This is a genomic window from Bounagaea algeriensis, assembly GCF_054491375.1.
In genome coordinates this window covers 562,389-576,584 of the sequence record NZ_CM137102.1, presented here as the reverse complement: position 1 = coordinate 576,584, position 14,196 = coordinate 562,389, and the positions used below count along the sequence as shown (strand labels likewise).

Genomic DNA, 14,196 nt, shown 5'->3' with positions numbered 1-14,196 from the left:
TTGATCACTGTCCGTAACCCAGTGTCGAGGTAGCCCGTTGCGCAAACGCGACGAGCGGCGCCGCCGCATCGAGCAGGCCTTCGCACGGCTGCGCGCGAGCGTGGCCACCGCGCTGGGCGCCGCCGAACAGGAGCACGCGCACCGCAAGCAGGACGTCTCCCGCCAGGAGTGCGCCCTGCGCATCGCCCAGCACGGGGTGGCGGCCGCCTACCGCGACCCGGGAGCCATCAGCACCGAGCGCGGAGCGGCCTTCGACGCGGCGCTGCAGGACGCGCTGGACGAACGCGCCGAGATCTACCGCGCCTGGCAGACCGCGCCGCAGCAGCTGTCCGACCTGGTCGCGACCGCCGCCCCCGGCGCGGCCGGCGCACCGTGGTCGGACTGGCTGGGCACGCCCGGCACGGCGCCGGCCACCGAGCCGCCCGAGCTGTGGCGCATCGGCACCGCCGCGGTGCCGGACTCGCCGGCGCCGGAGCCGTTCCCGGCCGCGGTGCCGCTGCTGGACGAGTCGCACCTGCGCATCACGAGCACCTCGCAGACCGGCCGCACCGCGGAAGAACTGGTGCAGAACCTCCTGCTGCGCGTGGTCGGCCACTTCCAGCCGGGTCTGGTGCGCGTGCACGTGTGGGACATCGGGCAGTTCACCGGCACGCTGCCCGGCCTGTACCCGCTGACGCGGGCCGAGCTGCTCACCGCGCACGATCCGACGCGCCTGGACGAGATGCTGCAGGTCCTGTCCGACCAGATCCGCCGCATCCACACCTCCGCCCTGCTCGGCGGGCACACCTCGCTGCGCTCGCTGGCCGCGGAGACGGGGCACCGGCAGGAGCCGTGGCGGATCGCGGTGCTGTTCGGCACCGGCGAACCGCTGCAGGAGGAGCAGCAGCGGCAGCTGCAGCGCATCGCCCGCAACGGCCTGGCCTGCGGCATCCAGCTGATCACCGTCGACCTGCCGCTGACGGTGCACAGTCCGCTGGAGTCGGTCACCCTGCTGGAGTCGGACCGGGCGCGTTGCAGCACGACCGGGGCCGAAGCCGTGGTGCGCCCGGACGAGGCCCCGCCGCACGCGGAGGTGCTGCGCGCCTGCGACGCGATCGCCGAGGAGCACCTGGCCCGCCGCGCGCGGGTGCGCACGTTCGCCGACCTGGTTCCGGAGCGGACGTGGACGCGGGACTCGACGGCGGGCCTGTCCGCACCCGTGGGGTTCGACGCGGGCGAACCGGTGTCCATCGCCCTCGGCGACGCCAGCCCGCACATGCTCGTCGGCGGGCCGAGCGGTTCCGGCAAGACGAACTTCCTGTTCGGCATGCTCGGCAGCCTCGCCGCCCGCTACTCGCCGGACGAGCTGGAGCTGCACCTGCTGGACTTCAAGGAGGGCGTGTCGTTCGCCCAGTGCACGCCCGGGCGGCGCGAGCCCAGCTGGCTGCCGCACGCCCGCCTGGTCGGGGTGAACGTCAACACCGACCGCGAGTTCGGCTTGGCGCTGCTGCGGTTCCTCGCCGACGAGATGCGCCGCCGCGCGGACGCGGCCAAGGCGCACGAGGTCACCAAGTTGGAGGAGCTGCGCGCGGCGGATCCGGGGGGTCGGTGGCCGCGCATCGTCGCGGTCGTCGACGAGTTCCAGTACCTCTTCGCCGGGCGCGACCACGTCTCGGCGCAGGCCACGAGCCTGCTGGAGGACGTGGCGCGGCGCGGCCGCTCGCAGGGCATCCACCTGGTGCTGGCCAGCCAGGACGTGTCCGGCATCGAAGCGTTCTGGGGCAAACCGGCGATCTTCGAGCAGTTCATCCTGCGGGTGGCGCTGCCGAAGGCGCGGCGGGTGCTGGCCGAGCAGAACAACGCGGCGGTGGAGCTGCCCCGCTGGCACGCGGTGGTCAACCACGAGTCGGGCGTGCGCTACGGCGACGCGATCGCCCGCGTGCCGGACGCCACGTCCCAGGGCACGTTCGACCGGCTGCAGCGGGATCTGTGGCAGCGGTGCCGCCCGGGCAGCACACCGCCGCGCCTGTTCGACGGGTCCGTGCTGCCGCGCCTGTCCGACGTGCTGCCCCGGAGTACCCGGAAGCAGGCCCCCGCGGAACGGCCCCCCGCGGAACGGGCACCCGAGGAGCAGGCCCCGCCCGCGGCGGGCGCGCCGCGGGCGCTGCTGGGGCAGGTCATCGACGTCGAGGGCACCCCCGTGTCCGTCCCGCTGGAGCGCTCGCCGGGCCGGCACGTCGCCGTGATCGGTTCCACCCGCGCGGACGCGGTGAACACGCTGGGCTCCGGGGCCCTGTCACTGGCGCGGGAGCACGCGCCGGGACGGGCGCGGTTCACCTTCGGGTGCTTCCTCGACGACGCGGCCCCGCGGGTGCGTGCGCTGGCGGCCGCCGCGGCCGCGGCGGGGCACGCAGTGCGCACGGTGCACCTCGACGAAGCCGAGGCGACGGTGGCCGAGCTGGCGCAGCAGGTCCAGCAGCGCGGCGGCGAGCCGCACTACGCGCTGCTGTTCGGGGTGGACGCGGCGCACGCTGCGCTGGAGCGCAAGGATCCGCAGACGATGAGCACGGGCTTGGACCTGCTGCGCACCGTGCTGCGGCACGGCCCGGAGGCCCGGGTGCACGTGCTCGGCTGGTGGCGCAGCGCGCAGCGCGTCAAGCACACCCTGGGCATGACCGGCTCGGTGGACGACCTGGGCGCGTGGGTGGCGTTCGACGCGCACGGGCAGGAGTTGACGCAGCTCGCCGCGGGGCAGATGGTCACCTGGGCTCCGCGTGCGCGGCGCGGCCTGTTCTTCGACCGTTCGGCGAACGCGCAGCCGGAGGTGATGCTGCCGTTCGAGCTGGACGATCTGCTCGAGGAGGCGGACCCGGACGGGGCCGCCGGATCCGGCACGTCCGGTGCGGCCGAGCGGGGCGGGCCGGAGGCGCTGTGCGATGCCGACGATGCCGCGGGAGGTGCGCGGTGACCGACGAGGTGCCCGCCGCGATCCGCTACAAGGAGTTGACCGCGCTTGCCGCGACGGCGGCGGAGCGGCTGCGGCGGCACGAGAACGCGCGCGCCGCGCAGCTGGAGGACACCGCGGCCGACGCGCCCCGCCGCGTCGACGAGGCCGATGCGCAGCTGGAACAGGTGCGCACCGATGCCCGCAAGCGCTGGAACGCCGCGCTGGAGGCGTTGTGGCACGAACGCTGGTTCCAGGTCGACGGCGGGATGCCGGAGCCGGACCCGCAGGCCCCGCCGCAGTCCGCCGAGCAGTCGCGGCAGGAGATGCAGCAGGCGCTGCTGCAGCTGCACGAGGCGACGGCGCGGCAGAAGCGGCGGTGGATCCGCGGCGGGACGTGAGCTGCACTACACCGCTACCGGACCCGTTCGGTGCATGATCTGGAGCATGTACCAGTTGTCCAGCTTCGAGGCGGTCCGCGCGGCCACCGACGAGCCCATGCTGCAGTGGGCCGCCCAGGCTCTGACCCCGGACTACCCGCACGCGGCGGGAGCCGCGTGGCAGCACGGCGGCGCGGTCGCCGTGCACGCCCCGGACCTCAACCGCAACGACCGGTTGGTCTGCACCGGCCCGCCCGACGACGCGGCGGAACTGCTCTCGGCGGTCATGCCGCAGCTGCCGGACCAGCGGCTGCGGCCGCTGGCGGCCACTCCCCTGGCCCACCGGGTCGCCACCCGGCTGGACCTCGAGGTGCGCGCCACGTTCGGCTGGATGGACCTGGTCGCCGACCCGCCGACGCAGGACGCGGGTGCGGCGCGGTGGCTGGCCGCGGACGAGGAGGCCGAGGTCACCGCCCTGCTGCACACGGCGAACCCCCGTTCGTACCTGTTCCCGGGCGATCCGGGCGTGCGCCGGTGGGCCGGGATCCGCGACGCCGACGGCACGCTCCTCGCCGCGGGCGCGGACTCCTGGCCCGCCCCGGGCGTGCGCTTCATCGCCGGTGTGGCGACGCATCCGGAGCGGCGCGGCCGCGGCCTGTCCACCGAGTTGTGCGCGTTCCTCACGCGGGAGCTCTCCCGCGAGGGGTTGGTGACGCTGATGGTGGACGCGGACAACCCGGCGGCGTTGAAGGTGTACCGGCGGCTCGGTTTCGACTACCGCGCCGTGACTGCCCTGGCCGCGCCGGTGCGTTCGCCGCGCCCGCAGGAGGTCGGTTGAGCACGCCCGCGCGGCGGGGCCCCGCACGGTGAGCCCCTGCACGGTGATCACGGACGCACCGCAGCGGCTCGGGTTGCGCGCGGCGCCCGCAGTGAACACCGTGCTGAAGTGATGACCGCGACGCCGCTGCCCGCCGGCTCCCTGCGCGCCACGTCGTTGAACGCGGCGCGCAGACGCCGGGACCTCGCCGCGGCGGCCGAGGAGACGGCCGACGTGCTCGTCATCGGCGGCGGCACGGTCGGGGCCGCGTGCGCGTTGGACGCGGCCGCCCGCGGCCTGCACGTCACCCTGGTGGAGCAGGCCGATCTGGCTTCCGGGGCGGCGGGTCTGCTCGGCGGCACGGTCGACCCCTCCGAGGTGTCCGCGGCCGGGTCGGCCCCGGATGCGCCCCCGGTCGGGCAGCCGCACCCGTGGCGGCTGTCCGCGGCCGAGGCCGTGCGGCTGCGTCCGGCGCTGCACGACTCGCCCACGCACCCGCTGCGCGCGGTGGGGCGCGTGCTGCCGCTGACCGGTGCGGTGCCGCGGCACCGCGAGGTGTCGTGGACGGCAGAGCTGCACGCCCGCGACGCGGTGCTGCGCGGCGCGCGGCGTTCTGCGCTGCCCCGTTCGCGGCGGTTGTCGCGCGCGGGGGCGCTCGCGCTCGTGCCGGGCCTGCGCGCGGACACGCGCGGCGGGCTGTTGTGGTTCGCCGCGCGCCCGGTCGACGAGACCCGCCTGGTGGTGGCGCTGGCGCGCACCGCGGCGGGTTTCGGCGCGCGCGTGCTCACCCGGGTGCGCGCCGAGCAGGTGCGCGCCGACGGCGTGGAGGCGGTGGACGCGTCCACGGGCGAGCTGCTGCGGCTGCGGGCGCGTGCCGTGATCAACGCCGCGGGCGGTTGGATGTCCGAAGTGGACCCCGCGGCGGTGGTTGCGCTGGCGCGGCGGCACGGCCTGCTCGTCGACGCCGATGCGGTGGGCGTGGCCGAAACCGGACTGCTCGCACCGGTTCCCGACAACGGCCGGTTCGTTTCGGTGGTGCCGTCGGCGGACGGCAACGCGTGGGTGCAACCGTGCGAGGTCCCGCTCGCGGACGAGCCGGCGCTGCCGGGGACGGTGGACGCGGTGGTGGCGGCGCTGGCGGGAGTTCTGGGGCACCGGCCCGAGCGGGACGTCGTCCTCGGCGCCGCCACCGCCCCGGTCGTGGCAAATCCGGGGGATCGCGGGGAGAACGGCGCGTGGCGCACCGATTCCGGCGTGATCGCGGTCGCGAGCGGTTCGGCGCCTGCGACCGAGCACGCTTCCGCAGCGGTCGATCTGGCCGTGCGCCACGGCGAGCTGCACGCGGGGCCGTCGCGGACGGCCGCGGTGCCGCTGGTGGGTTCGGCCCCGCCGGCGTACCTGGCCGAGTCGGGTGCTTCGCCGCGCCTGCTCGCCAAGTACGGGGCCGAGGCGGCGCGGCTGGCCGCGCTGGCGGAGCTCGACCCGGACCTGGCCGAGCTGGTCGCGCCGGGGGTGCCGGTGACGGCGGCCGAGGTGGTGTGGGCCGTGCGGCACGAGGGCGCGCTGCGCAGCGGTGACGTGCTGCGTCGCCGGGCTGGGGCCGGTTTGGGGCCGGCGCAGCGCGAGCGGGCGCGCACGGCGGTCGATGATCTGGTGCGGCGGGCGCGCGAGGGCGTCGACGGCAGCGGTGCCGGTCTCGACGGGTAGGCGGTGTGCGAATGCAACGCCCCGGCAGCGAGGTTGCGAACACGACCGCGAAGCAGCGTTGCTACCGCAAGGTGGCCGTCGTGGTCGTCGCGGACTGCGCCGTCATCATCCTGGTGTTGTCGGGTTTGCTGGATATCGCGGTCAGCCAGCTCGTGGCTGATGTGACCAGCCTGCTGGGCGCCGTCGCCGCAGGCGCGGCTTTCGCCTGGACCGGGTGGCGCCGGGTCGGCGAGGAGCGGCGATGGCGATGGCTGATGGCCCTGGCGCTCGTCTGGTGGCTCACGGCTCACGCCTTGTGGACGGCGTACCGCAGCGAGGACCCGAACCTCTTCCCGGACGCGGCGAACGCGCTCTACCTCGGGCTGCCCCTTTTCGCCTTCTTCGCCTTGCTCGGGATGGTGAAGCGGGATCGCGCGGCAGCCGAAGAACACGGCGTGGTGCCGTCGAACGCGGTCGTCATGCTCGACGGGCTCATCATCGTGGGAAGTCTGCTGGCTCTGAGCTGGGAAATCGCGCTCGACGCCATCCGCAACGCCGGCAGCGTCCACGTGGAGAGGCTGCTGATGGTGACTTCGTACACCGCGGCGGACCTGGTGTTGATGACCATCGCGATCCTGTTCGCTATGACCTTGCACAGCGTTCTGCGTCCCCCGCTGGCATGGCTGGTGACGGGTCTTCTCGCCATCGGGTTCTCCAACGTCTTCTACATCTACGCGATCAGCAACGCAGCGACGCCCCCGCCCTTGGCCGACGTGGGGTACATGACCGGTCCGGTGCTGTTCTTGCTGGCCGCGCTCGCTCCCGAGCGGCGGTTCTTGCGACGGACTCCGCGCATGTCGTTGCTGCTGCTGCCGTACGTCCCGTTGACCGCGGTGTGCGCGTTCACGCTGTTCAACACCGCATCGACCGGAGCCGCTCGCCGCAGCGGGGTGTACTTCCTCGTCGGTCTCGTGTCGCTGGTGGTCGTGCGCGAACTCATGAGCCTGCGCCAACTGCACGTCGCCCAGCAGCAGCTGACCCATCAGGCCACCCACGACCCCCTCACCGGAGTTTCCAACCGAACTCTGCTGCTGTCCGAGCTGAACGGGGAACTGTCGCAGAACCGGGCGCAACCTGACCGTCTCGCGCTCCTCTACGCCGACCTCGACCAGTTCAAGGAGATCAACGACAACGTGGGGCACGCCGCTGGAGATGCCGTGCTGAAGGCGACCGCGGCCCGTCTCACCGCCTGCATCCGGAACGCGGACACGCTCGCGCGCGTGGGCGGCGATGAGTTCGTCGTCCTCCTCAACCCGGCACCCGCGGAACCGCGCGATTTCGCCCAGCGCATCCGGGAAGCCTTCCACGAGCCCGTGCACACGGGCGAGTCCTCGCGCGCGGTCAGCATCAGCCTCGGATACGTGCGGCTGCGTGCCGAGGACACGCCCGATCAGGCCCTCGCCCGGGCCGATGCGGCCATGTACCGGGCCAAGCACAGCGAAGACGGGATCAGCATCGATCCGCAACTGCCCTGAGGCCGGGGTCGTCACAGCGCCCTGCGATGATCACCACGCCCCGTCGGGCGGGGACTCCGTGCGCACCGGGATGGAGGGACCGTCCCAGCAAGCCGACCAGCTCGGGCGGCGCTCGCGGGGACTGCGCGCCGCCGGGTGGACGTTTCTCGAGAAAAGTACGCGACTTTTCTCGAGAAATGTCCCCCGCCGACGGAGGGCGATCGCCCGCGAAGCGCCCGCGGTGCGCGCGTGCTCGGCGCAACGCGCACCCGCCTCCTGTGCGGCGGGGTGCCACCGTGCGGTTACGAGCTGACGGTGTCTTCCAGGTGGGCGTAGCTGTCCACGTAGCGCTTGTACTTGTGCGCGCCGCACGTGTAGGACGCGTACTTGGCCGGGTTCTCCTCGCCCACGCACGTCGGCACCGGTTCAACGACCGCGTCGAAGTCGAGGTCGATGAAGAACGGGATCGAGTACCGCTCGGCTCCGGTGGTGTTGACGACGCGGTGCGGTGTGGACGAGTACCGGTCGTTGGTCAGGGTCTGCACCAGGTCACCGATGTTGATGATGAAGGTGCCCTCGACCGGCGGGGCGCTCACCCATTCCCCGTCCCTGTTGCGGACCTGCAGACCGCCGACGTCGTCCTGGTACAGGATCGTCAGAAATCCGTAGTCGGTGTGCGCGCCGATACCGATTTCTTTCTGGGAAACCTCGCCTTCCTGCGGCGGGTAGTGCAGCAGGCGCTGCACGGTGATCGGTTTGCGTTGCTTCTTGTCGAAGTAGTCCGCCGGGAGGTCGAGGCTCAACGCGATGGCGCTGACCAGCTTGCGCGCCAAGGTCATCATCGCGTCGTGGTAGTCCTCGCAGGTCTCCGAGAATTCGGGGAGTTCCGCGGGCATCGGGTTCGGACCGAAGAACGGGGATACCTCGTCCTGGTGCGCGCCGAAGTCGAAGCACTCCTTGAAGTCGCGGGTGTTGTTCGGGTCCACGTTCTCGCCGTACATCGGGATGTAGCCGCGCAGTGCGGGCCCGGACTCGGCGATGTTCAGGCTGTTCTTGGTTTCGTGCGGCAGGTCGAAGAAGTTGGCTGATGTCCGGTACATGCGGTCGACCAAGTCCATGGGCACGCCGTGGTTCTTGATGTAGAAGAAGCCGACCGTCTCGCACACCTCACCGATCTGCCGGGCGACGCCCTGCGGGTCGCTGCCGTCGATCAGCGGCGAAACATCGATGATCGGAATCTCGCTGAAAGTCGTCTGCTTGCTGGCGAGACTACTGTCGGACTCCGCGCTCATGTGAATTTCTCCTCGGACCTCGTGCAGGTTTTCAAGTCGCCGACGGCGGCGAATTGTGCGGTCCGACGCCGTCGTGCACGAAAGTCTGGGCGCTCGGACCGTTGGGTACAAGCGAAGTGCTCCGCAAAGGACCGTGCGATGATTTCGCACAGTCGGTGTGCGGGCCTGAACCCTCCGGGAACTGCGGAGCGTGTTCCGGCCCGGAACGGCGCTGCCGAAGGTCGTTGACACCCGGCGAGGTACGCGTCGCCAAAGCCGCCATCGAGTTGGGAAGCACCAGCGCAGCGGCATCCCGCCCGGCAGCGGTGGCCGCACATCCGCATCCCGGGGACCCGGTGGCCGAGGGTGCTGTGCGGTTTCCGCTGTCAGGCATCGACGTGGCAGCTGCTCTTGACACACCGGCGTGCGGTCCACGCCGCCGTGCGGCAGCTGGTCAGCCGACCGACGTCCCGCTGCCGCGCGCTGCTGCGCGGGCGTGCCCCTGCCCCGACGCCGCGAGCGGGCGGCTGGGTGAGCACGCGGCTGCGGGGTGGCTGCCTGCCTCGAGCGCACGAGCGCGCCCGCGGGCACGCTCGTTATCGCCGGTCGGTGTCCTGGCCGGTCGCCGGATCGCCGTTCTCCTGCGCGGTTTCGAGGGATTCGAAGCAGCTGCGCTGCAGCTCGTCGAGCAGCCCTCGCAGTTTGAACGGGAACGTCGCGAGGTGCGCCAGCCACGGCCCCCGCGAGCATGCGGAGCGTCGCCGCCTGGCGGGTGGTGGCGAGCACGTTGCGGGCACGGCGCGGCTCCAGGTCGGCCAGGGCGGCCGTCGAGCCGCTTCGGAGGCAAGTTGCGCGGTTGTTCTACGAGCCGTACCCCCATTCAGGGAGCGCGGACCCCACAACAACAGCTCAGCGGTCGAAAGCACCGGCCTTGAGCGAATCCAGGAAGCTCGCCCACTGCGCCGAGCCCACCGCGATGTGCCCCGCATCGCGGTTCTTCGTGTCCCGCACCGCCGCACCGTCAGCAACACGGCCGACCTCGACGCAGTGGGTGCGACTGGACCTGCTGGACGTGCGCCAGTTCCGGACGTGTACCGAATTCACGAACCTTCCTCCATCTCCGCTTGCAACTTGCTGAGCCACTCCTCGGACCTCTCCGGCGAGTACGCCGCTCCTGGAGCAGTCGTGCCGCTTCTCGATGGACGGACACGTCACCTGGCCCGCCGAGGAACGCATCGGAGCTGAGGTGCTCGACATGAACCATCGGATCAGCCCGGTCGAACTCGAACAGCAGGAACTGCCCGGCATGCGCCGGAGTCCATGTGCCACGGCCGCTGGGCAGCACACGCAGATCGACGTTCGAGTGCTCGGCAATCTCGCGAAGCTGCCGGATTTGTTCGAGCATGACACCTCGTCCGCCGATGGGTTCCCGCAGCGCCCATTCCCCGATGATCGACGTGACCTGCGGCGCGTCCCGGCGGGTCAGGGCATCCCGACGACCGACACGCATCGCCACGTGTGCTTCGACGTCGTCGGTGGGCATCCAACCTGACATCACGGCACGCGCATAGTCAGCGGTCTGCATAGGCCCCGGAATCATCAGGGGTGCGACGTCCATGATCCGCGTAGCGGTCCGTTCGAGTTCGAGCAGCGTCTTCAGGTCCACGTTGACCTTGCTGCCACGCGCCATGGGGCTATCAGCGGAGTCGGTGGCCTCGCGTACTGACGCGACCAGCCGTTCGCGCTCCTCGTCCGGAGCGCCGTAGACGGTGAGTAGTGCGTTGATCGTGTCCGCTGGGGGCGTTTGTCCGCCCGTCTCGTAGCGCGCGTATTTGGAGTGGTGCCCGCCGAGGCGCGACGCAACTTCGCGCACCGTCAGCCCCGCGGCCTCCCGGTACGCACGCAGCTCTGCACCGAGGGAGCGGATGCGCGGGGAGAGCTTTCGACTGCGGGCCATGCGGTGAGTCTAAATCCGAGCGCTTGTCGCATTTCAAGATCACTCTCACGTGTAATCGCATATGTCGTGCACGACACATAGATTATGTGCGACATAGCAACATCAACGCGACATCCCAGCGAGGAAGAGGTGATGTGTCGATGTGGCCGCGTCCGTTCACATGGGTGCCTGCCGAGGGGCACCGGCACGCCAGCCGGGACGACGTGCCGCCGCCGGGACGGGAGTTCCCGCCGGACATGTCGGTGACGACCCTGTGCGGCCGGCAGCTGACCACGGCCACCGGCGAGGTGGCCTGGTTCTGGCCGACCTGCTTCGACTGCGACGAACGCGCCCGCCCACTCGCCGGCGTGCCCGCACGCAGCACGCGCACACCCGACCGCACCGCGCGCGAGGAACACGCACCCGCACAGCACAGCACCCGGCCCAGCCTGAACAACGAGCACACCCCCGGAGGCCCCGCATGAGCCGACGCACCGCCATGGCAGTACTGCTGCGCCGCGGGCAGTGGCTGCTGGACGAGGCGGCCTTCGACATCGGCGGCGGCCGCTACACCCCCGAAAGCTGCCGCGACACGGCCCACGCCCTCACCGAACTCGCCGCCGCCCTCGACGAGTACTCCCACGAAATCACCCCCACCGACGAGACCCCCACCGGTGCCGTCCGGAGTTGAGCCGTGCGCCGATTGCCTCGGCGACGAGTTCGGGCTGGGCGGTGTGGAGGTTGTGCCCGCCGACGAGTTCGACCGGTTCGACACCGAGGCGCTCGCGGGCGGCGCGGGCCATGAAGGCCGGGCGCGTGGTGCGGTCGTCTCGCGGCAGCAGGTAGCTCGAGGGAATTCGAGCGGGATCCTCGACGGGGACTTCGGCGTAGAGACCGGGCAGGTCGGTGCGCTCCAGCGTGGCCAGACCGCGTTTCAGGCCGGCCAGGTCAGCGTCGTGGAACAGGAAGTAGGTGGCCAGTGCCGAATCGGCGGTGGGATCGACGCCGATCCATTCCGGATTGAACACCGCTTCGGGATCGGCCTCCAGCTCGGACAGCAAACCGCGGCCACCGTGGTAGTCGGGAACCGCTGCGGCCAGCCAGATCTGGTGCTCGGCCTCGAGGCGCCGCGTCAGTTCGGGCAGCAACAGTCCGGCCGCTGAGTGGGCCAGCACCACCGGGCGGTTCAGGTCGGACGGTAGTTGTGCGGCCAGGTGCTCGGCGTGCTCGGCGGCACCGGCGTGCGGCTCGCCCTTGATGCGCGGGGCCCATCCGCGGTGCCCGCGCTCGCCCAGGGCCGCGATCAGCGGGTCGAATCCGGCCGGGGATTGGGTGGTGCCGTGCACCAGGATCAGCTCGGCCATGCCGCCAGCGTGCCACCGCGGAGCACGCCCGGCGCGCCGCGGAACGCACCGGCCGTGGGCGAACCCGCTGCCCGAGCAGCGGCACCCCGCGGCCACCGGGGGCGACAGCTCGGCACGTCACCCGCAGCACCGTCCGCCGCTCCGTGCTCGTTCCGCCTTCCTCCGCCTGAACGGTGTTGTGGAGCGCCGAGGCGGGGTCCCCGTTCCCGCCCTCGCCGTTCGCGGATCAGCACGAGGTAGTTACTCGGTGCTGGGTGCACGGTCACCTGTGCGACGTGCTGGGCCTGCGGTGTGCTGCGGGGGAATCGAACCCCGGGCGCGGCCCATGCCGCGCTGATCCCGACCGGCTGCGGCATCGGCGGCCGCGGTCGTGACGCTGTGCCGCTGGCGCAGCACATCGCGGCGGGCGGGCGCGTCGGCGAGGGTGCCCTGCTGGTGCTGGCGACCGCGCTGACCGTGTTCACGGATCTTCCGGGAACGTTCTGGCTGCTGGCGGTGATCAAGCCGCTGCTGCTCGGCTGCGCGCTGTGGCTGCTCTACGAGTGCTTGCGGAACCTCCTCGCCACCCGCGTCCACCGCTGATCGGGCACCACACCAACCACCGGGGCTGGGGCGGACTCGAGGCGGTCCGATCGACCGCGGCCTGCGCAGCCAGGAGCAGGAACCCGGGTCGCAGACATCGCAACACTCCTCAAGGGTGCAGCATCCCGGTCGGCCCGCACACGTGTGTCCGTGTCGGAACGCGGACGTTCCGGCACGGACACGAAAGCGGCGGCCGTGAGCGCCGGGTGGTGCCCGCAGCACCACCGGGACGCTCGGGGCGGGTCAGCGCTGCTCGATCGGCACGTACGGACGCTGGGGAGTGCCAGTGTAGACCTGACGCGGACGGCTGATCCGGCGCGCCGGGTCGTCCATCATCTCCCGCCAGTGGGCGATCCAGCCCGGCAGGCGGCCGAGCGCGAACAGCACCGTGAAGAACTTCGTCGGAAAGCCCATGGCCTTGTAGATCAACCCGGTGTAGAAATCCACGTTCGGGTAGAGGTTCCGCTCGATGAAGTACTGGTCGGAAAGCGCGCGCTCCTCCAGCCGCAGGGCGATGTCCAGCAGCGGATCGTTGGCGTTGAGCTTGCTCAGCACCTCGTCGGCGGTCTGCTTGATGATGGCCGCACGCGGGTCGTAGTTCTTGTACACGCGGTGGCCGAAGCCCATCAGCTTCACACCGGGTTCCTTGTTCTTCACCCGGTTGACGAAGGTGTCCACATCACCGCCGTCGGCGTGGATGCTCTCCAGCATCTCCAGCACCGCGCTGTTCGCCCCGCCGTGCAGCGGGCCGAACAGGGCGTTGATGCCCGCGGAAATGCTCGCGAACAGGTTCGCCTCGGAGGAACCCACCATCCGCACGGTCGACGTGGAGCAGTTCTGCTCGTGGTCGGCGTGCAGGATGAACAGCAGATCCAGCGCCCGCGCCAGCGCGGGGTCGACCTGGTACTCCTCCGCCGGCAGCCCGAACGTCATCCGCAGGAAGTTCTCGACCAGGCCCTGCGAGTTGTCCGGGTACAGGAACGGCTGCCCAACGGACTTCTTGTACGCGTACGCGGCGATCGTCGGCAGCTTCGCCAGCAGCCGGACGGTCGACAGCTCCACCTGCTCGTCGTCGAACGGGTTGAGGCTGTCCTGGTAGAAGGTGGACAGTGCCGAAACCGCCGAGGACAGCACCGGCATCGGGTGCGCGTCGCGCGGGAACCCGTCGAAGAACTGCTTGAGGTCTTCGTGCAGCAGGGTGTGCCGGTTGACCCGCTCGGCGAACCGCTCGTACTCCTCCTTGCTCGGCAGCACACCGTAAATCAGCAGGTAGCTGACCTCGATGAAGTTCGACTTCGCGGCCAGCTCCTCGATCGGGTACCCGCGATAGCGGAGCACACCGGCCGCACCGTCGATATAGGTGATCTCCGAAGTGCAAGCGGCCGTGTTGCCGAAGCCCGGGTCGAGCGTGACCAAACCGGTTCGGGACAACAACTGGCCGACATCGACGCCAGGCGAACCCTCCGTTGCCTGCTTCACCTGCATCTCGTGCTCGCCGCCACCGTAGTTCAGCGAGACGGTACGTTTGGCGGTCACGTCGTCGGGCATTCGCGAACCTCTCGCGCTCGTCGGGGTAGCCCGCTCGAAGGGCAGCGCTGGTACCGACGACGGCCGGCACGCGCACCGCCTCGCCGTCCGCACCGGTCGGGGATACCCGACCCCGAGCAGCACCACCCCGTTGGGGTCCTGTCAGGTGTCACGCTAGACCCCGCGAGGCCTCTCG

The 14,196-nt window shown here is 71.2% G+C and carries 13 protein-coding genes and 1 pseudogene; 8 read left to right on the top strand and 6 right to left on the bottom strand.

From position 1 onward, the window contains the following. Positions 1 to 37 precede the first annotated feature (37 nt). The 5 genes from ACVGV2_RS02575 (at position 38) to ACVGV2_RS02555 (ending at position 7,341) form a co-directional block, all read left to right on the top strand. Positions 38 to 2,947 carry an FtsK/SpoIIIE domain-containing protein gene (locus ACVGV2_RS02575; protein ID WP_459164443.1) on the top strand — a complete coding sequence of 970 codons (2,910 nt, stop codon included), beginning with the start codon at positions 38 to 40 and terminating at the stop codon, positions 2,945 to 2,947. Beyond that, a complete protein-coding gene (locus ACVGV2_RS02570; protein ID WP_459164442.1) occupies positions 2,944 to 3,324 on the top strand; it encodes a hypothetical protein in 381 nt (126 codons plus the stop codon). Before ACVGV2_RS02575 ends, ACVGV2_RS02570 begins: the two co-directional genes overlap by 4 nt. 46 nt (positions 3,325 to 3,370) lie before the next feature. After that, positions 3,371 to 4,141, top strand: a complete 771-nt coding sequence (locus ACVGV2_RS02565) for a GNAT family N-acetyltransferase (protein ID WP_459164441.1) — start codon at positions 3,371 to 3,373, stop codon at positions 4,139 to 4,141. Between the two features lie 111 nt (positions 4,142 to 4,252). Continuing rightward, a complete protein-coding gene (locus tag ACVGV2_RS02560) occupies positions 4,253 to 5,827 on the top strand; it encodes an FAD-dependent oxidoreductase (protein WP_459164440.1) in 1,575 nt (524 codons plus the stop codon). An 11-nt stretch (positions 5,828 to 5,838) separates the two neighbouring features. Beyond that, a complete protein-coding gene (locus ACVGV2_RS02555; protein WP_459164439.1) occupies positions 5,839 to 7,341 on the top strand; it encodes a diguanylate cyclase domain-containing protein in 1,503 nt (500 codons plus the stop codon). Between the two features lie 281 nt (positions 7,342 to 7,622). On the opposite strand, the gene ACVGV2_RS02550 is transcribed toward ACVGV2_RS02555, so the two are convergent. The 3 genes from ACVGV2_RS02550 to ACVGV2_RS02540 all read right to left on the bottom strand — a co-directional run bounded on the left by ACVGV2_RS02550 (position 7,623) and on the right by ACVGV2_RS02540 (position 10,548). Beyond that, positions 7,623 to 8,612, bottom strand: a complete 990-nt coding sequence (locus ACVGV2_RS02550) for an isopenicillin N synthase family dioxygenase (protein ID WP_459164438.1) — start codon at positions 8,610 to 8,612, stop codon at positions 7,623 to 7,625. A gap of 888 nt (positions 8,613 to 9,500) precedes the next feature. After that, positions 9,501 to 9,695 (bottom strand): DUF397 domain-containing protein, encoded by a 195-nt coding sequence (locus ACVGV2_RS02545; protein ID WP_459164437.1) that lies wholly within the window; start codon positions 9,693 to 9,695, stop codon positions 9,501 to 9,503. Next, the gene (locus ACVGV2_RS02540) at positions 9,613 to 10,548 is read right to left on the bottom strand and encodes a helix-turn-helix domain-containing protein (protein WP_459164436.1); all 936 of its coding nucleotides are present in this window, start codon (positions 10,546 to 10,548) and stop codon (positions 9,613 to 9,615) included. Before ACVGV2_RS02540 ends, ACVGV2_RS02545 begins: the two co-directional genes overlap by 83 nt. A 164-nt stretch (positions 10,549 to 10,712) precedes the next feature. On the opposite strand from ACVGV2_RS02540, the gene ACVGV2_RS02535 reads away from it, so the two are divergent. After that, positions 10,713 to 11,012 carry a zinc finger protein gene (locus ACVGV2_RS02535; protein ID WP_459164435.1) on the top strand — a complete coding sequence of 100 codons (300 nt, stop codon included), beginning with the start codon at positions 10,713 to 10,715 and terminating at the stop codon, positions 11,010 to 11,012. Continuing rightward, positions 11,009 to 11,218, top strand: a complete 210-nt coding sequence (locus tag ACVGV2_RS02530) for a hypothetical protein (RefSeq protein ID WP_459164434.1) — start codon at positions 11,009 to 11,011, stop codon at positions 11,216 to 11,218. Before ACVGV2_RS02535 ends, ACVGV2_RS02530 begins: the two co-directional genes overlap by 4 nt. Here ACVGV2_RS02530 and ACVGV2_RS02525 read toward each other — a convergent pair. Together ACVGV2_RS02525 and ACVGV2_RS02520 are read right to left on the bottom strand one after the other, a co-directional pair. After that, the gene (locus ACVGV2_RS02525) at positions 11,175 to 11,891 is read right to left on the bottom strand and encodes an alpha/beta fold hydrolase (RefSeq protein ID WP_459164433.1); all 717 of its coding nucleotides are present in this window, start codon (positions 11,889 to 11,891) and stop codon (positions 11,175 to 11,177) included. The genes ACVGV2_RS02530 and ACVGV2_RS02525 overlap by 44 nt on opposite strands. Before the next feature lie 318 nt (positions 11,892 to 12,209). Then, positions 12,210 to 12,320, bottom strand: a pseudogene (locus ACVGV2_RS02520) (DIP1984 family protein); the annotation flags it as partial. Here ACVGV2_RS02520 and ACVGV2_RS02515 point away from each other — a divergent pair. After that, positions 12,270 to 12,473, top strand: coding sequence for a hypothetical protein (locus ACVGV2_RS02515; protein WP_459166096.1), 204 nt, complete (start codon positions 12,270 to 12,272; stop codon positions 12,471 to 12,473). The pseudogene ACVGV2_RS02520 and the gene ACVGV2_RS02515 sit on opposite strands and share 51 nt — an antisense overlap. Positions 12,474 to 12,716: 243 nt before the next feature. Here the strand turns inward: ACVGV2_RS02515 and ACVGV2_RS02510 are convergent, their stop codons facing one another. Beyond that, entirely contained in the window at positions 12,717 to 14,021 is a 1,305-nt protein-coding gene (locus ACVGV2_RS02510) for a citrate synthase (protein ID WP_459164432.1), read from the bottom strand. Between the last annotated feature and the right edge of the window lie 175 nt (positions 14,022 to 14,196).

Bases quoted from the DNA above. Each gene is read 5' to 3' on its own strand.
- ACVGV2_RS02565 (WP_459164441.1), top strand. From the start codon at position 3,371: ATGTACCAGTTGTCCAGCTTCGAGGCGGTCCGCGCGGCCACCGACGAG.
- ACVGV2_RS02560 (WP_459164440.1), top strand. From the start codon at position 4,253: ATGACCGCGACGCCGCTGCCCGCCGGCTCCCTGCGCGCCACGTCGTTG.
- ACVGV2_RS02555 (WP_459164439.1), top strand. From the start codon at position 5,839: ATGCAACGCCCCGGCAGCGAGGTTGCGAACACGACCGCGAAGCAGCGT.
- ACVGV2_RS02550 (WP_459164438.1), bottom strand. From the start codon at position 8,612: ATGAGCGCGGAGTCCGACAGTAGTCTCGCCAGCAAGCAGACGACTTTC.
- ACVGV2_RS02540 (WP_459164436.1), bottom strand. From the start codon at position 10,548: ATGGCCCGCAGTCGAAAGCTCTCCCCGCGCATCCGCTCCCTCGGTGCA.
- ACVGV2_RS02530 (WP_459164434.1), top strand. From the start codon at position 11,009: ATGAGCCGACGCACCGCCATGGCAGTACTGCTGCGCCGCGGGCAGTGG.
- ACVGV2_RS02525 (WP_459164433.1), bottom strand. From the start codon at position 11,891: ATGGCCGAGCTGATCCTGGTGCACGGCACCACCCAATCCCCGGCCGGA.
- ACVGV2_RS02510 (WP_459164432.1), bottom strand. From the start codon at position 14,021: ATGCCCGACGACGTGACCGCCAAACGTACCGTCTCGCTGAACTACGGT.